Here is a 17,022-nt window from a genome sequence, read left to right as displayed (position 1 = left end):
AGGGCAAAATGCAGGAAAAGAACCGCCTAGATCGGTTGCCAAACACGAGGATCGCGCGATGGGCTGGAAAACACTGGACGATATGGACCTGAACGGTAAGCGCGTGCTGGTGCGCGTGGATATCAATGTGCCCGTGGTGGATGGGGTCGTGACCGACGCTACCCGGATTCAGCGCATCGTACCCACAGTACGCGATATTCTCGCTGCAGGTGGCAAGCCTATCCTTTTGGCCCATTTCGGACGCCCGGGCGGAGAGCGGCGCGAAAGCCTGTCGCTGAAACAACTTATCCCCACATTGGAAAGCGCCTTTGGTGCGCAGGTTCTGTTCGCAGCCGATTGCGTCGGCACCGAGGCCGAGCTTGTCGCAGACACTCTGCAAGCCGGGCAAGTATTGCTGTTGGAAAACACCCGTTTTCATGCTGCTGAAACCAAGAATGATCCTGATCTGGCTGCTGGCATGGCCAAACTGGGCGAGGTCTATTGCAACGACGCCTTTTCCGCTGCGCACCGCGCCCACAGCTCAACCGAAGCTATCGCTCGCCTGCTGCCTGCCTGCGCTGGTCGGCTGATGCAGGCCGAGCTGCAGGCACTTGAAAGCGCCCTTGGCGCGCCCGAGCGTCCGGTGACAGCGGTGGTCGGTGGGGCAAAAGTGTCAACCAAGCTAGAGCTGCTGGGCAACCTGATCGACAAGGTGGATCACCTGATCATCGGCGGTGGCATGGCCAACACCTTTCTGGTGGCACAAGGTATCAGTGTCGGCAAATCGCTGGCCGAAACCGCGATGAAAGACACTGCCGCAGAGATTCTTGCCAAGGCGGAAAACTCTGGATGCCAGATCGTTTTGCCGTGTGACGTGGTTGTCGCAAAAGCCTTCCAGGCCAATGCGCCGCATCAAGTTTTGCCCGCAGACCAATGCCCCGAAGACGGCATGATCCTGGATGCAGGCCCCAAGAGTGTCGCCGCTATCACTGAAATCATCAGCCAAAGCCGAACCCTGATCTGGAACGGCCCTTTGGGCGCCTTTGAACTGGAACCCTTCGATGCCGCAACGAATGCGGCCGCACTGAAGGCTGCCGCGCTCAGCCGTTCGGGCCAGTTGGTCTCGGTCGCGGGCGGTGGTGATACCGTAGCCGCCCTGAACGCGTCCGGCGCGGCGCGGGATTTCACCTATATCTCGACAGCAGGCGGCGCATTCCTGGAATGGATGGAAGGAAAAACCCTGCCCGGCGTCGCCGCGCTGGAACAATAAATTCAGCTGCACGGGTAATTTTGCGAATCGGGGGATTCACAAGCCGAATCACCTGTGACATAGTGCAGTCAGATGCCAAGCATAATGGCACGACATTGAGGCAGACTTCATACGGCGGTAAACAGAGTGTCCCGTTCCCATCGGCCCGGTTTGGGCTCAGTTGCTTTTTTCTCGGTGGCTTTCATGCTGGGTGTGTATTTCACCTTTGCTGCCGTCCAGGGAGACTATGGCCTGTTTCGACGGGTCGAGATTGCAGCGGAACGGGATGCTCTGTCGCGCGACCTTGCAGCGTTGAGCACCGAAATCGCCGAAATGGAAAATCTGACCCGCAGGCTTTCAGACACCTATCTTGACCTCGATTTACTGGATCAGCAGGCGCGCTCGATCCTTGGTATGATCCGCTCGGATGAGATTGTCATCCGCTGAGCGGGACCAAAATTCTTCGTCGGAAATCCTTGCTGTGGTAACGCATACGTCCCTACCTGAACGGTTTTCCGCGTGTCAAACCACAGCGCAATATTTCCACTCGCCAGAAAGCCTCAAATGTTCTATTAGATAGTTTAACGCTAAACTATCTTGCCGAGAGGGGGAGATCGCCACAATGGCTGCGCGAAAAACCACAAAGAAACCAAACGTTTCTGCGGAAGAACTCAAGACCTATTACCGTGAAATGTTGCTGATCCGCCGATTCGAAGAAAAGGCTGGCCAGCTATACGGCATGGGTCTGATCGGTGGTTTCTGCCACCTGTATATCGGTCAAGAGGCAGTTGTTGTGGGACTGGAAGCAGCCGCCGAAGAAGGTGACAAGCGGATCACCTCTTATCGCGATCATGGGCATATGCTGGCCTGCGGCATGGATCCGGGCGGCGTAATGGCAGAACTGACCGGGCGCGAGGGCGGATTGTCCAAGGGCAAAGGCGGTTCGATGCATATGTTCTCGAAAGAGAAGCATTTCTATGGCGGTCACGGCATCGTCGGGGCGCAGGTTCCTCTGGGTGCCGGTCTGGCCTTTGCCGACAAGTATCAGGAAAACGGCCGCGTCACCTTCACCTATTTCGGGGACGGTGCCGCCAACCAGGGTCAGGTCTATGAGACTTTCAACATGGCCGCCATCTGGGAACTGCCGGTGATCTTCGTGATCGAGAATAACCAATACGCGATGGGGACATCCCAGGCGCGGTCGACTTCGACCAAGGATATCTACCACCGGGGCGAGGCGTTCGGCATCCCTGGCGAGATCGTCAACGGCATGGATGTGCTAGCGGTCAAAGAGGCCAGCGAAAAGGCTGTTGCCCATTGCCGCGCGGGCAAAGGTCCGTACATTCTGGAAATCAAAACCTATCGCTATCGCGGACACTCGATGTCCGACCCGGCCAAGTACCGCACCCGCGAAGAGGTTCAGAAGGTGCGCGAACAAAGCGACCCGATCGAACATGTCCGCGAGCTGCTGCTTTCCGGCAAACACGCGACCGAGGATGACCTGAAGGCGATCGACAAAGAGATCAAGGAGATCGTCAATCAAGCCGCTGAATTCTCGAAAGAAAGCCCCGAGCCGTCGCTGGACGAGCTTTGGACAGATATCTACGCCTGAGAGGACGATTAAGACATGGCAACCGAAATTCTCATGCCCGCCCTTTCCCCCACGATGGAAGAGGGCACCCTGGCCAAATGGCTGGTCAAGGAAGGCGACACCGTATCAAGCGGCGATATCATGGCCGAAATCGAAACAGATAAGGCCACGATGGAGTTTGAAGCCGTTGATGAAGGGATCATGGGCAAGATCCTGATCGCTGAAGGCACCGAAGGGGTCAAAGTAAATACCCCTATCGCCATCCTCGTCGAAGAAGGCGAAGACGCCTCCGCCCTGCCCGCGGCTGCACCCGCAGCCGCAGCGACGACCGAAGCCGCCCCTGCTGCGGTTGAGGCCCCTACTCCTGTCTCTGCCCCAGCCGCACCTAAGGTAGATCTGTCCCCAGATTGGCCAGCTGATGCCGAGATGAAGTCCGAAACCGTGCGTGAAGCCCTGCGCGACGCCATGGCCGAAGAAATGCGCAATGACGGTGACGTCTACCTCATGGGTGAAGAAGTCGCGGAGTATCAGGGCGCTTATAAAATCTCGCAAGGTTTGCTGGATGAGTTTGGCGCCAAGCGCGTAATCGACACTCCGATCACCGAACATGGTTTTGCCGGGATCGCAGTTGGTTCGGCCTTTGGCGGGTTGAAACCGATTGTCGAGTTCATGACTTTCAACTTCGCCATGCAGGCGATTGACCAGATCATCAACTCGGCCGCGAAGACGCTCTATATGTCCGGCGGTCAGATGGGCTGTCCCATCGTGTTCCGGGGTCCGAACGGTGCCGCCGCCCGCGTGGCCGCGCAGCACAGCCAGGACTATGCAGCCTGGTATATGCAGATCCCCGGCCTCAAGGTCGTCATGCCCTATTCAGCGGCCGACGCCAAAGGCTTGCTGAAATCCGCGATCCGTGACCCGAACCCGGTGATCTTCCTGGAAAACGAAATCCTCTATGGCCGCTCATTCGAAGTACCGCAGGTGGATGACCTGAGCATTCCGTTGGGCAAGGCCCGCATCTGGCGCGAGGGCACAGACGTGACCATCGTCAGCTTTGGCATTGGCATGCAGTTCGCACTGGAAGCTGCAGACAAGCTGGCCGAGGACGGTATCAGTGCCGAAGTGATCGACCTGCGCACCATCCGCCCGATGGACACAGGCGCAATCATCAATTCGGTGATGAAAACCAACCGTCTTGTGACCGTCGAAGAAGGCTGGCCGCAAGGCTCGGTCGGCAGCTACATTTCATCGGTGGTGATGCAGGAAGCGTTTGATTACCTCGACGCGCCTGTCATCAACTGCACCGGCAAGGATGTTCCGATGCCCTACGCAGCGAACCTCGAAAAACTGGCGCTGGTGACCACCGACGAGGTGATCGCAGCCGTCAAACAAGTGACCTACCGGTAAGGGAGCAACAGACAGATGCCCACCGAAATTCTGATGCCCGCCCTGTCGCCGACCATGGAGGAAGGCACGCTTGCCAAATGGCTGGTCAAAGAGGGCGACACAGTCTCCTCCGGAGATCTGCTCGCCGAAATCGAAACCGACAAGGCCACGATGGAGTTCGAGGCCGTTGACGAAGGCACAATCGGCAAAATCCTGATCCCTGAAGGAACCGAAGGGGTCAAGGTCAACACCGCCATCGCGGTTTTGCTGGAAGAAGGCGAAAGCGCTGATGATATCAGTGCAACGCCTGCAGCGGCTCCGGCGGCGGCGCCAGCCGCCACGGGCAACGAGGCCTCCGCTCCAGCGGCGTCCGAAGCGCCCGTCCCCGCCCCGGCAGCGCCGGTCAAGGCAGATGGCGGTCGTATCTTCGCCTCGCCCCTGGCTCGTCGCATCGCTGCGCAAAAAGGTCTCGACCTAGCACAAATCAGTGGATCCGGCCCACATGGGCGTATCGTCAAGGCGGATGTCGAAAGCGCAACCGCAGCCCCTGCTGTGGCGGCTGCCCCGGTACAGGCCGCAGCAGCACCCGCAGCCTCAGCTACGCCAACCGGCCCCTCGACGGATATGGTTATGCGGATGTACGAATCCCGCGATTACGAAGAGGTCAAGCTGGACGGGATGCGCAAAACCATCGCCGCGCGCTTGACCGAGGCCAAACAAACCATCCCGCATTTCTATCTACGCCGGGATATCAAGCTGGACGCACTGCTGAAATTCCGCGGTCAGTTGAATAAGCAACTTGAGGCCCGTGGCGTCAAACTCAGCGTCAATGACTTCATCATCAAGGCCCTGGCCAATGCGCTGCAACAGGTACCCGAATGCAACGCCGTCTGGGCGGGAGATCGGGTTCTGCAGCTGAAACCCTCGGACGTGGCCGTTGCCGTCGCGATCGAAGGTGGCCTGTTCACGCCGGTCCTGCAAGACGCCGACACCAAGTCGCTGTCAGCGCTTTCAACCGAGATGAAGGACCTGGCTGCCCGTGCCCGCGAACGCAAGCTGGCCCCGCATGAGTATCAGGGCGGTACATTTGCGGTCTCGAACCTAGGCATGTTCGGCATCGACAATTTCGACGCTATCGTGAACCCACCGCATGCGGGCATTCTGGCCGTCGGCACTGGCGCAAAGAAACCAGTTGTTGGTGACGATGGCGAACTGACGGTTGCAACAGTCATGTCGGTTACGATGTCGGTCGATCACCGGGTCATTGACGGTGCCCTCGGTGCGCAGCTGCTGCAGGCGATCGTCGACAATCTGGAAAACCCGATGGTCATGCTAGCCTGATATCTGGCTAAAAAAAGGCCGCCTCTACTGGGCGGCCTTTTTCTTTAAGAACCTTCAGATCTAGTGATCTTTGCCCAGCATATGATCCATCGAGATCGAGGGCTGGTCACATCCTGCTTCACCGACGATCTTGGCCGGAATACCGGCAACAGTTTTGCATGGTGGCACCTCTTGCAGCACCACCGAACCGGCGGCAATCCGGCTACAATGGCCCACTTTGATATTGCCCAAGACTTTGGCGCCGGCGCCGATCAAAACGCCATCACCAATCTTGGGGTGACGTTGCTCCTCTTCTTTTCCGGTCCCGCCCAGCGTGACCGAATGCAACATCGAAACATTGTCGCCAACGATGGCCGTTTCACCGATCACGATGGAATGAGCATGGTCGATCATGATCCCCTTACCGATTTTGGCAGCCGGGTGAATGTCGATGCCGAAGATTTCGGAGGACCGCATCTGGAAGAAATAGGCCAGATCATATCGCCCCTTGAGCCATAGCCAATGGGCGACGCGGTAGGCCTGCATCGCTTGATAACCCTTGAAATACAGAATCGGTTGCAGAAGACGGTGGCAGGCCGGGTCCCTCTCGTAGACCGCCATCAGGTCTGCGCGGGCGGCCTCAATCAAATGGGGATCGTCAGCATAAGCTTCGTCCACGATCTCGCGCAGAACCATCATCGACATTTCGTTCGAGCATAGTTTAGCGGAAACGCGATAGGACAATGCTCTGGTCAGGCTGCGATGATGCAGAATACAGGCGTGCACCAATCCACCCATCAGTGGTTCATTCTCGACCGCGGCCTGAGCCTCGGTCGTGATGCGATCCCAAACGGGATCTACAGGTGTGACATGACTGCGCTTTTCCAACATGGCTTTTGATCCTTTGCTGCGCCTAGAATGCCATTTAGTGGCTAAAACGCCAAACGCAAACCCGTGATCGGCAAAGCAACGAAAATGAATGAGGCTGACCTGAAGCAAATCAACGAGAAAATCCGTGCCAGGATGGACGAATTGGAGCGCCAGTCGCAGGCCGGGAAAGATGCGCAATCTGTTGTTGAACTGGATCAACAATCTATCGGTCGTCTGAGCCGGATGGATGCGCTACAGAACCAGGCCATGGCCAAGGCGCACCAAGTCAATCGGGACCTGGAATACCGACGCCTTTTGGCCGCGCTGAAGCGGATTGAAAGTCAAGAATACGGATTCTGCGAAGATTGCGGCGAGCCGATTCCAAATGGCCGACTTGAATTGGACCTCGCCGCAACCAGATTTGTCAGCTGTGCTTCTGGTTAATGCGGAACCGGATCAAATGACGCAGCACCGTCTCAAAACACCGGCAATACTGCAGATCATCGAATGAGGGTTCGGCGGCAAGGTGCCGGTTTCGCGCCGCAGCCATTAACGAACCGTTGCCGAACAACGGGTGTAGCCGCCCTGTTTTACTTACATGGCCATCAGCCGTTTCAGCTTCGGCAATCATACGTCGGCATAAACGGTCACGCTGATCGGGCGGCGCGTTCAACAAAACACGCGCCGCCGCGCTGACATCTCCGTGCAATACGGGCCGCACCGCGCCTATCCGACCTGCAGCCTGACAGGCAATCCGGGTCCGTAAGCCGCAGATATCTGCGAAACCGACACCTCATAAGACCCTGTAACAGTATCCGTGGCCTTCATGGATGACGTATAGTGCCAATCCGGCTGGGCAACGACCTCTTCGCGGATCAGGCTACCATTCTGCCGAACCTGAACAAGGTAGGCTTCGGTTTCTTCATTCAACGGCACATCCAGCCCGGACCAGTCATCGCCATCCAGACGTGTCCGCCGCACCCATGAGAACACGTCCCTCGAGCTGGATTGCTGCACGCGAAGATGAGAGGGGGCATAGGGCCGCAAACCATTGCCTTCAAAGGCCTCGACCAGATGCTCGTAAGAGGGATCTTCATACCCTCTGGTTGCAGGGCCAATGCGATAATGTTTGGTCAGGCCACGTTCCGACCGCAACAACCCTGTCTGGAAGACACGTTCGTCCAACAACACGAACATTGATCCTTCGGGCCAGAGATCGGGCATAATCGCATCTGTCCCCAGCTGACCGCGCAACCGCCCGGACACGGAGTAGGCACCTGTCGATTGCAAAGCCGCATCCGCGAATTGGAACACCTCCCAGTTGTCCGGCGTTCCGTCGCCAATCGCCGCAAGATTTGCCCCGCTTAACAAGGCAGTCCGTGGACGGGACTCCAGGACGCCATCTACAAGATTGACACGTAAGGCATCGCCCTCGTCCCAAAGTCCGGCACTGGCCCTTCGCATCGGGCTTTCGGTGAAGCCTATTATGGCCTGCCCTGTTATCACCTGTTGCAACGCGTAATCCTCATCGCTTGATGCGGCGTACACCGCAACGCTTCCTGGCCAGGGGTCTGCTGCAACCGCAAGATATGGCGCATGCGGCACTTCGGAACCGGTGATCAGAGGCAGGTCCAAGAATACCGGCAGCACCGGCACCGGAGCGACAAATGGCTTCGTCGTAACTTCATCAGCGGGGGCATCTGGCGGTGTGTAAACGCCGGGCTCGATCCTGACAGCCTCGGCCAGTTGCATTTCGACCTGTTCAAGCCTGTCAATGCGATAGCGCGCGTCCTGCCCACCACTGACCAGCCGCACAACATCCCCTGCCCCGACATTCAAAAGCGAAGGCGGTAATGCAAACCTAGCCGTTTCACGCGAGACACGCGCCTCACTCAGCCAGCGTTCCACCGTTTGACGCCCCTCGGCCCGCGTCATGGACAACGGCATCTCATTTACCGATACCGAATGGGTTTCATCATCAGGCAACACAGCCTCTTCCGAGGCTATTTCATGGTCAGCATCAGACTGAACAAAGCGCAGCCTGACACGGCCAGACATTTCCGCCTCAGCCTCGCGGCGATATTCCACGTGTCCGTCAATGTCCGAAGTGATGGCCAACTGCTCTTCATTCAGGGTCAGGGCACGTGCGCCATCCCGCATCTGAAAGATCAGTTTTCCTTCGCGTTCAAGCGCATCGAAACCATACCGCAGCATGAGCGGTTGCAATGCCGAACGGGCATCCGAAACCTGTTCAACCGCATAGCCCTGAACGGAACCGTAAAGGCCCGAGACATCAATCTCGGTAACACCGGCAGCATGGCAAAGCTCGGTCACAACAGAGGCCAGCGTTCGTGAGCCGGAACGCCCATTAAGCCAATGGCCGCGGGCATAGTTGGCCCCATCGCTCCACTGGCTGCGCAGGTTTGGAAAGGTCGGATAGGGCCGCGCATCCCACGCCCAGACATAGGCATTGGACACGTCCACCATCGGGCCGCCATAGCTGGATGAAACTGGATTGATATCTGCGTCCGACCAATAGCCAAGAACCGCCCTGAGGTATTGCGTCTGCAGAAAGTCGTCCCGAAGCCCGTTTGAATATTTCGGCAACCCGGATTCTGAAGATTTAGGGTCTAGAAACTTGTTGGGCTGGTTGGTGCCTTTGTCTACTGCCGCACAACCGAGCTCAGTGAACCAGATGGGCTTGGACTCTGGCAACCAAAGAGTCGGGTTATCGCTACGCACACCATTGATTCGCTCGTGATGCGGTTGTGACCACCAGTTGCGAATGTCCTTATAACGCCAGATCCACGGCTCGTTATGTGAACCATCTCCGATCGGCGTACGGATTTGTGCCGCCTCTTCTTCGGGCGAGGCATAATACCAGTCATAGCCTTCGCCACCTTCGATGTTCCCACGCAGATAGGAAAGATCGTAGATGGATTTTGCGCCGGCATCCGCATCCACGTGATCTTCACCGTCCCGCCAGTCGGACAGAGGCATGTAGTTGTCGATACCGACGAAATCTATGTTGTCATCCGCCCAAAGCGGATCGAGGTGGAAGTAGCGATCCCCACTGCCATCATTTGGCTGGTAGCCGAAATACTCGCTCCAGTCCGCCGCATAACCGATCTTTGTGTCTGGCCCCAGAATACTACGCACTTGCCCTGCCAAAACGCGCAGCTGCTCAACGGCCGGAAATCCGTTTAGGCCACGAATCTGGGTAAGACCGCGCATTTCCGAACTGATACAGAAGGAGTCCACCCCACCTGCCGCCTTACACAAGGCAGCGTAGTGAAGAATAAATCGGCACAACCCCCATTCCTGCGGGCCAGAATAGGAAACCGTGCCGTTTCCGATAACAAAATCATCCGCTCGCGCCTGACCAAAGAAATCGGACACCTGAACATCGGCCTCAGCCATCTGGTCCGGAGACCCGTCCCGCCCAGGCGCAACGCTCAGGGTGATGCGACCGCGCCAGGGAAGGTGGGGCTGATCGCTGGCGTCTGACCACGGATCGGGCAATCCGTTTCCACCGATCTGATCCATCAGGATAAACGGGTAGAACATGACCCGCTTCCCCTCTTGCTTAAGGTGTTGGATCGCTTGAATGACCGACGCGTCCGCTGGTGTCGCGCCATAGACGGGCTCGTTATTTTCCTGACGAACGATTTGGGCGGTTGCCCTTGTCAGCCCCGCGACACCCCAGGACATATTTTTGCCTTCGATACCATTTTGCAGAACCTTTGGTTGTATCTTGCATTGACCGCATCGCAGATCACTTCCGAACCAGGACACAACCAAAGAGGCGGCTTCACAGCCCGGAAGTTCACTTTTCAAGGCTTGTGTGGACGTCACGAGATCAGGCAAACCAGAGGTTGAATTCACATTGGCCGCCCAACTGCGGCCGCGGCCTTTTGTGTAATTCACCTGCTGGGACGCCAGTGCATATTCACCGGTCCCAGGCATTAGCGCCACGCCTCGTACAATACGTGACAAGGAATTTTCGGTATCAGGCAAACCAGGCTGCTCTTGCCGCACGACCTCGAACGAGAACTGCGGGACGCGGTTTCCAAAAGCGCCCAGCTTCAAATCTTCGATCACAATATAGGCGGTGCCACGATAGGCCGGGACATTTCCAGTACCTTCGATTGCTTCGATCAACGGATCGGGCAGCTGATCGTCGGTGCCAGGATAGACGCGCATATTCAAACTGCTGCGCTCAATCTCTTCGCCATCTGCCCAGACACGCGGCACGTCAGATATTTGCCCCGCGCCCAACGCGACCGCTAATGAAACTGAATAGCTGTAGCTGTTGGTGGTCGTTGTAACCTCGGGCTGCTTGGGGGATCCCTTGCCACCCCCAACCGATTGCGTGGTAGAGCTGGTGCTGCGGGCTTCCAGAAAATCCGAAGCCCAGATAACCTGCCCCCCGACACGCATCCGACCAAAGATGTTGGCGACAGCGGCGCCCTCGCCCGTCTGAGTAAGGCGAAAACGGTCCAATCGGCCCGTTTCTACAACTTCGCTGCCGCTGCCCATGACCGACTGGCTCATCAAACGCTGGTCGATGACACGCCCAAGAGTGGCACCAATGGCACGGCCGATAACTGCCGTGGACAGCCCCGCAACCGTCCCGCCAATGGCCCCGCCAACAGCGGCACCCGCCGCAGACAGTAATATCGTCGCCATCTAGATATCCTCCGTGGGGAACTCAAAACAAGAAACGACCCGCCGTCGCCACGGGTCGCTCAGGGCGCTTTCAACAACGCCATGTCCGGAATAAGCGTGAATGAACCGAGGGATGTCTCGACAGGTGCTGACAATCCCCAAATGCTTGGCAACGCCACTTTCCCGCATACGAAACAGCAACACGTCTCCGACAGAAAACCATGCCGGGTCTTTCTCGATAAGATGGCGGCGTGCTGCGGCCCACATACGCTCTTCGCCCTGTGGTTCAGACCAATCCATGCTATAGATCGGGACGGCCTCAGGTTCGTGCCCAAGCACCGCCCGCCATACGCCGCGCAGCAGGCCCAGACAGTCTGTTCCGACCCCTTTGACAGAAGCTTGATGAACATAGGGGGTACCAAGCCAGCTTCGGGCCTCATCAACAATGCTTTGCTTTATCGGGATCATCGTCTGCTGCCTCCGCGGTTCGCCCCGTTGTTCTTGGGAACGGCCATCACCCAATCTTCGGAAGGCAGGTCAGGAAAACCTTGGAAATTATTGATATTATTGAACTTCGCACGACAGGTCGTCATGCGCTTGTCACAACCCGCGGTCAGCCTTACCTTGTCGCCCTCGGCCAATCCTCCGCTGATTGCAGACCACAGAACGACCGATCGACCTGTGTCGGTCTTTTGGTCCTTCTTGACCGCCCCCCACAGCCCAGCCGCACGGCCTGTCAGCACATCAAGCCGCCCACGTTCAAACCATGCCTCAAGGTGAGTTTCCGCCCCTCGCAGCTGCAAAATACTGCCCCCCGTCAAACCGACGATTTCGGCTTCGTCAGAATATCCCGGGGCATCGGTGTTGAACCCGCACGCCTTGTCGCCCAGCACGGCTGTGCAGGGCTTTTGGTAAATCCGGCCCAAAGGTCGGTTCAACTTATCTGTCAGGCCCCGCAGTTCGGCATGAAAAGCCCCACCTGCCCGTCGCAATTCACCAATTGATCCGCGGAACTGCAACATTCGCTGCGATGGATCGGCCCAGTTCACAAGCCATGCCCGCACCTCGGCCCCGTCGAAGCGACCGGATTCGATATCCTCTTCGGTTACTGCGACATCCGATAACGCACCCATTGCTTCCGAGTTATCAATGGACAGCCCCGTTGCCTGCTCGATCGCGGCCGCCGTCAGACCCGAACTTGCATTGAAGTCCAGGCCTTCAAAGCTCAGCTTCAGGTCATGGTCGGTAAAGCCAAGCTGAACACCGTCTGTGCGCGTAATCGCCCAACACCGACAGGTCGTTGTCAGGCCGCTCTGCAGATGGGCCTGCAGGGCCTGTTTGTCACCAGCCATCAGACACGCACCTCGACCACTGGCACGTTCGGAACGTCCCCTGCCTGAAAACTCGCGACACTTGTTTGGATCTTGTCGGTGTCAAACCTCACTGGCACATCGAATTCAAAGCCGGCGGTGATATCAACCCGTTCAGGCGGAGGCGAATAGAACGTGACCAACCCCGAGTTCAGATCCACCTCGAAGTCGACACCTTCACGCATCTCATCCTGCTCGACGCCTACGCGGACGGTTCCCAATACGGGTTTGACGACCGGCCTTACATAACTGAATCCACCCGAGGAATAGGTCTTTACCAGCTGGAATTCTGTCGCTACGCCATCACCTTCCGCAATGATCTGGTCGCCTTGGGCAACTTCGCCCGTAGCCGCACCGGATTTGAAATCGGACCAGTCTTTCCAGCGAAATCCAAACATCTGCCCCTGCCTCGCCTCGAAGAACGAGACCAACGTTTCGATGTCATCCAAGGATCGCATACCCAGACCGGCATCATAGCGACGCCGCGAATGCGCCCAGGGGGTATTGCGCTCTTCGAACCCATTCGCCAGCGTCACAATATCCGTGCGCCTCTCGGGCCCACCGACCGAACCAAAACTCAGGCTGGCCGGAAATCTCACCTCGTGGAAATTCATGGTCTGCTCCTTGATCTACCTATTGCGATTGCCACGGCCCAGCGCGCGGCTCATCTGGGCCGCGATCTGGCTTTGGCTTCGACGGAAACCCTGCACGTCCGGGGTCGTGATGTTCATCACCACGTTCACCGCAGAGCCTCCGCCAGACATGCGCACGCCCAACTTCCCATCGGTACCGCGGGCCAGCGGCATGATGGCCTCGGGGCCAGCCTCGCCCATCAGCCCGGTGCCGCCACGCATTGGAAACGTGGTTGGACCGCTGATCACTCCGCCGTTGGCAAAGGGCATCACCCGTCCCTGACTGAAACTGCCGCCGTCAGCAAAAGGAAGAATGCCCTTCACAAAACCTCCGATCCCATTGGCTAGAAGGCCGCCGAAATGATCCGTGACCGGTTTGATCGCGGCAGAATAAGCGGTGCGGACCATCGAGTTCTTCAAAACGTCCAGCGCATCGGAAAGGTTCATTCCGTCCATCACGACGCCATCGAACGCCCGCCGCAGGCCGCCGGACATGCCACGCTCCAGCGTTGCAACATCCTTGCCCGTTTCCTCAAAGGCTGCTTTGATGCGCTTCATCTGCCCATCAAATGCCGCGGCCATCGACGCCGCATCACCCAACGAGTCGCCAAGCGCCTCGCCTCGCTCCTGCAGGTCGTCCAACCCGTCACGATCCGTCATCACGCTCTCCTATTGTCTTGTCCGGATAGGCCGCCAGCAACGCATCCAGACCCATTCTGTTCATCGAAGGCATGCCCGCGCCCTGCCCCAGCATCAGCCGCAACTCGGCCGGGGTAAGGCTCCAGAATTGATCCGGTGTCAGGCGTAGGCTGAGGTATCCGGCCCGCATCAATGCGGGCCAGTCGAACCCGCTCATGCCTGCCCCTGCACCATGAAGGCCCTTGCCAACAGCTCGGCCGCTGCACGTGCGCCGTGCATTGGCCCGCCCTCAATCTCGGCACTCAGCAGATCGGCGCGGGTGACATTGGCCCCGCCCCCCCGCAGCCCGGCGACGATAAGCGCCAGAACATCACCGCTGGAATAGGCGCCGCCTTCGAACCGTTGCACCAGTTCAACCAGTGTCCCTGTGCCCAACTCCCGTTCCAGTTCCGCCAAAGCGCCCAACGTCAGCTTCAGAACCCGTTGCTCTCCATCGATGGTCAGTGCCACCTCTCCCGTCCACGGATTGGCCATCGTTACAGCGCCGTAAAGGTCAGAGCACCGGCGCTTGCCATGCTCATTTCATAGGTCGCTTCGCCATTGTGAGAGCCCGCATATTCGATGCCGGTCACCTGGAACGCACCCTCAACAATCCCGAAATTCGGGATGATGATCTGGAAACCCGGTGTCTCACCGTCAAAGAACAGCTGTCGCGCGCGCTCATCCGTTCCTGCGTCCTTGAATACGCCCGAGCCCGAAATCGAGGCCGACTTGACCCCCGCGCCAGACAAAAGCTCGCGCCAGCCACCCTGGCTTTCCAGGCTGGTCACATCGACACTTTCCGCGTTGAAACTGACCCGCGTGGCACGCAGCCCCGCAATGGTCTCGAACAGGCCTGAGCCGTTCATATCCACTTTGACCAACAGGTCTTTTCCGTTCTGGGCAGCCATTTGCTCTCTCCGTTGATTACTTAATCGTCTTCCACGCGGGCGCGGAATCTCAGGTCGATCTGGCGGATCGCGCCGCCCGTTCCGGTCCGACGGGCCGAGGCACGTTCGAACCACAGCCCGACCAATCGGCCTCGATCCAGGGTCAGCCCCGCACTGTCCAAGGCGTCACAAACCGCCCCCGCCAGCGTTTTTGCTGCACCGAACCCGGCAGCTTCGGACACGACAGACACCGTGAAACGATGGACGGCACCGGTCCCCGATCGGTCCGAGGCATCGCGCACCTCTTCCGGGCCCAGCGTCACATAGGTTTGCAGCACTGAACCCGCTGGAACGGCGTCATAGATCGCTCCACCTGAAAGAGTGCTGATCTGTGTGTCTTCCGACAATTTCTGGTAGATTGCCGCCTGCAACGCGGCTGAAACGCCATAGCTCATACCGCCACCTCCTCATCCGCAAAGCAGATCAGGTACTGGCCGCGCGGGTCTCGCTCGGCGACGGCGCGGATAACGAAACGGCGTGTGCCTTCCGCAAACCGCTGATCCGGCGAGGGGCGCATGCTCGATCCTTCTGGCGTGCCACGAACCACAATCCGGTAGCCGACACGCGAAACCGGCAACCCTGCAACATTTCTCTCTGACCCGCTGCGCGCAGTGACTTCGGCCCAAACCGAGCCCAAGGCGACCCATGTTTCCAGATACCCACCGGCGCCATCAGCGGTGCGCACAGAGGATTCAAGCAACAGTTTTCTATTCAGCCGGGGCGCCTTCATTGGGCCACCCCTGCACCAAAACGAACCACACGATAGCGTTGGATCAGGCTGGTCACGCCAAAGGGCATACAGCCGGCACTCAACGTGGTCTCATCCCGGTATTCATAGTAATGCGCGGCCAACAACAGAACCGCCTGCCCAAGATCTGCCGGCAAGTTTGACCATTCCCCGGCAATACCGGCGATAAACGCGATCTTCACGGATCCGCCGGTCGAAATAGCGGGCAAGACAGCCCCGGCAGGGCGTATCCGCGGGCGCTGGCTATCGCGATCCAATCTGTATCTGTCAGACGAAACGGCGGTTTCAGTACCCGCTGCATCCGTCAAACTGACCGTATTGATGGTCGAGACCGGCGCCACAGGCAGCACTTCGCCCGCAGGGTCACGCCAACTGTTAAGGCTCCAGGAAAACTCACGCGTGATAAGTACCTTCCCGGTACGCGCCTCAATCGCAGCAATCGCCGCCCTTAAGAAGCCCTTGAGCACTTCATCCTGCACGCTGGCACTAGTAAAGCCTGTTCCCAGCCTCAAATGCGCCTTGAACTGATCCACCGGCAGCGCCGCATCCGCGATGGCGGTTTCTTCGATCAACATCATCCATTCACTCCGCAATCTCGGACCCCTCCGGGGCCGTAACTTCAGGAATTGACGGGCACGCGCCGCCCCACGTTGCTCGGACGGAGGGGAGCAGCTAGACAACGCAGGGGTCTCACCCCGACCCGCGCCCGCCGCCCCGAGGGGCGAAGGCCCCCCGGGTTTCAGCCCGCTTTAGGCGGTGCCGAATTTCACGAGTTTGATCGCAGCAAAGTCGCTGACATCACCGCCGACGCGCTTGGTCGCATAGAACAGAACATGCGGTTTGGCGCTGAAGGGATCGCGCAATACGCGCAGGTCCGGGCGCTCGGCGATGGTATAGCCCGCCTGGAAGTCACCGAAGGCAATCGAGAAACTGTCGGTTCCCGCATCCGGCATATCTTCGGCGATCAGCACCGGATAGCCCATCAGACGTGCCGGCTCACCCGCCGCCAGACCGTCCGACCACAAGAAGCGGCCATCGCTGTCTTTCAGCTTGCGGATCAGACCAGCAGTTTTCGAGTTCATCACGAAGGTTCCGTTGACCCGGTACTGCGCACCCAGCGCATAAACCACGTCCACAATGGCATCCGCCTCGACACCGCCATCGATGCCGGTGGGGACATAACCAATGTTACCCCAATCCCAAACATCGTTGTCGACCTTGGCGTGGTTCAGAATACCCTTGGGTTTGTCCGCACCGTCGCCGTTGATAAAGGCCGAGGCCTCGGCGCGTGCAAACTTGTCCGCGATACGGCCGGCCAGCCAACCCTCGACATCGAACGCGCTGTCATCCAGCAGTCGCTGCGAGGCTTTGGGCAGTGCGCTCAGCTCGTGCAGCGGGATCGAGATTCGGTCAATCGACGGGGTGCTGGTTTCGCTCGCCGCAGCATTTTCATCTGCCCAGCCCGCACCGACATCCGTGTGGTCGATCAAAACATCGAACGAGTTCGCCTCGACATTTACGATCGAAGCAATCGAGCGGATAGAGGCCGTAGATTTCAGCACCGATTTGATGATCTCGGCG

At 58.3% G+C, this 17,022-nt stretch carries 20 protein-coding genes; 6 read left to right on the top strand and 14 right to left on the bottom strand.

Going from position 1 to position 17,022, the window contains the following annotated elements:
* Positions 1-58 precede the first annotated feature (58 nt).
* From AC2FJV_RS04795 to AC2FJV_RS04775, 5 genes are all read left to right on the top strand, one after another.
* The gene (locus AC2FJV_RS04795; protein WP_496693403.1) at positions 59-1,249 is read left to right on the top strand and encodes a phosphoglycerate kinase; all 1,191 of its coding nucleotides are present in this window, start codon (positions 59-61) and stop codon (positions 1,247-1,249) included.
* Positions 1,250-1,375: 126 nt separating this feature from the next.
* Positions 1,376-1,675, top strand: a complete 300-nt coding sequence (locus tag AC2FJV_RS04790) for an FtsB family cell division protein (protein ID WP_185956602.1) — start codon at positions 1,376-1,378, stop codon at positions 1,673-1,675.
* Between the two features lie 175 nt (positions 1,676-1,850).
* Positions 1,851-2,840 (top strand): pyruvate dehydrogenase (acetyl-transferring) E1 component subunit alpha, encoded by a 990-nt coding sequence (gene pdhA / locus AC2FJV_RS04785; RefSeq protein WP_142633213.1) that lies wholly within the window; start codon positions 1,851-1,853, stop codon positions 2,838-2,840.
* 15 nt (positions 2,841-2,855) lie between these two features.
* Positions 2,856-4,226, top strand: a complete 1,371-nt coding sequence (locus AC2FJV_RS04780; protein ID WP_271947583.1) for a pyruvate dehydrogenase complex E1 component subunit beta — start codon at positions 2,856-2,858, stop codon at positions 4,224-4,226.
* Positions 4,227-4,241: 15 nt separating this feature from the next.
* Positions 4,242-5,546 carry a pyruvate dehydrogenase complex dihydrolipoamide acetyltransferase gene (locus tag AC2FJV_RS04775; protein WP_496712869.1) on the top strand — a complete coding sequence of 435 codons (1,305 nt, stop codon included), beginning with the start codon at positions 4,242-4,244 and terminating at the stop codon, positions 5,544-5,546.
* A 60-nt stretch (positions 5,547-5,606) separates the two neighbouring features.
* Here AC2FJV_RS04775 and cysE read toward each other — a convergent pair whose 3' ends face one another.
* On the bottom strand, positions 5,607-6,416 hold the full coding sequence (cysE, locus tag AC2FJV_RS04770; protein ID WP_142633207.1) for a serine O-acetyltransferase: 810 nt from the start codon (positions 6,414-6,416) through the stop codon (positions 5,607-5,609).
* Between the two features lie 84 nt (positions 6,417-6,500).
* Between cysE and AC2FJV_RS04765 the strand changes: the two genes are divergently transcribed.
* On the top strand, positions 6,501-6,839 hold the full coding sequence (locus tag AC2FJV_RS04765; protein WP_496712867.1) for a TraR/DksA family transcriptional regulator: 339 nt from the start codon (positions 6,501-6,503) through the stop codon (positions 6,837-6,839).
* Here AC2FJV_RS04765 and AC2FJV_RS04760 read toward each other — a convergent pair.
* The 13 genes from AC2FJV_RS04760 to AC2FJV_RS04700 all read right to left on the bottom strand — a co-directional run.
* Positions 6,820-7,116, bottom strand: coding sequence for a DUF7742 family protein (locus AC2FJV_RS04760; protein ID WP_496688410.1), 297 nt, complete (start codon positions 7,114-7,116; stop codon positions 6,820-6,822). The two genes, AC2FJV_RS04765 and AC2FJV_RS04760, sit on opposite strands and share 20 nt — an antisense overlap.
* A gap of 5 nt (positions 7,117-7,121) precedes the next feature.
* A complete protein-coding gene (locus tag AC2FJV_RS04755; RefSeq protein WP_496712865.1) occupies positions 7,122-11,084 on the bottom strand; it encodes a baseplate multidomain protein megatron in 3,963 nt (1,320 codons plus the stop codon).
* Complete coding sequence (locus AC2FJV_RS04750) at positions 11,085-11,531, bottom strand: C40 family peptidase (protein WP_271947589.1); 447 nt, start codon at positions 11,529-11,531, stop codon at positions 11,085-11,087.
* Complete coding sequence (locus tag AC2FJV_RS04745) at positions 11,528-12,415, bottom strand: phage/gene transfer agent baseplate hub protein (RefSeq protein ID WP_496712863.1); 888 nt, start codon at positions 12,413-12,415, stop codon at positions 11,528-11,530. Before AC2FJV_RS04745 ends, AC2FJV_RS04750 begins: the two co-directional genes overlap by 4 nt.
* Complete coding sequence (locus AC2FJV_RS04740; protein ID WP_271947592.1) at positions 12,415-13,047, bottom strand: DUF2460 domain-containing protein; 633 nt, start codon at positions 13,045-13,047, stop codon at positions 12,415-12,417. The genes AC2FJV_RS04745 and AC2FJV_RS04740 overlap by 1 nt, the downstream gene beginning before the upstream one ends.
* Positions 13,048-13,062: 15 nt before the next feature.
* Complete coding sequence (locus AC2FJV_RS04735; RefSeq protein ID WP_496712861.1) at positions 13,063-13,725, bottom strand: RcGTA-type gene transfer agent tail tape measure protein; 663 nt, start codon at positions 13,723-13,725, stop codon at positions 13,063-13,065.
* Positions 13,712-13,921, bottom strand: coding sequence for a rcc01693 family protein (locus tag AC2FJV_RS04730; RefSeq protein WP_496688418.1), 210 nt, complete (start codon positions 13,919-13,921; stop codon positions 13,712-13,714). Before AC2FJV_RS04730 ends, AC2FJV_RS04735 begins: the two co-directional genes overlap by 14 nt.
* Entirely contained in the window at positions 13,918-14,238 is a 321-nt protein-coding gene (locus AC2FJV_RS04725) for a gene transfer agent family protein (RefSeq protein ID WP_496688420.1), read from the bottom strand. The genes AC2FJV_RS04730 and AC2FJV_RS04725 overlap by 4 nt, the downstream gene beginning before the upstream one ends.
* Before the next feature lie 2 nt (positions 14,239-14,240).
* Positions 14,241-14,654, bottom strand: coding sequence for a phage major tail protein, TP901-1 family (locus AC2FJV_RS04720; RefSeq protein WP_496688422.1), 414 nt, complete (start codon positions 14,652-14,654; stop codon positions 14,241-14,243).
* A 20-nt stretch (positions 14,655-14,674) separates the two neighbouring features.
* On the bottom strand, positions 14,675-15,088 hold the full coding sequence (locus AC2FJV_RS04715; protein WP_496712859.1) for a DUF3168 domain-containing protein: 414 nt from the start codon (positions 15,086-15,088) through the stop codon (positions 14,675-14,677).
* A complete protein-coding gene (locus AC2FJV_RS04710; RefSeq protein ID WP_496693397.1) occupies positions 15,085-15,423 on the bottom strand; it encodes a phage head closure protein in 339 nt (112 codons plus the stop codon). Before AC2FJV_RS04710 ends, AC2FJV_RS04715 begins: the two co-directional genes overlap by 4 nt.
* Positions 15,420-16,019: a head-tail connector protein gene (locus AC2FJV_RS04705; RefSeq protein ID WP_496712857.1), complete on the bottom strand. Its 600-nt coding sequence runs from the start codon at positions 16,017-16,019 to the stop codon at positions 15,420-15,422. The genes AC2FJV_RS04710 and AC2FJV_RS04705 overlap by 4 nt, the downstream gene beginning before the upstream one ends.
* 171 nt (positions 16,020-16,190) lie before the next feature.
* Positions 16,191-17,022: phage major capsid protein (locus tag AC2FJV_RS04700; protein ID WP_496712855.1), on the bottom strand; the 832-nt coding region annotated here is incomplete at its 5' end.

The sequence above is a fragment of the Ruegeria sp. CDSA241 genome, from assembly GCF_059611265.1.
Note: the sequence above shows the minus strand (reverse complement) of the source record. Positions and strands in the feature narration are given on the sequence as shown.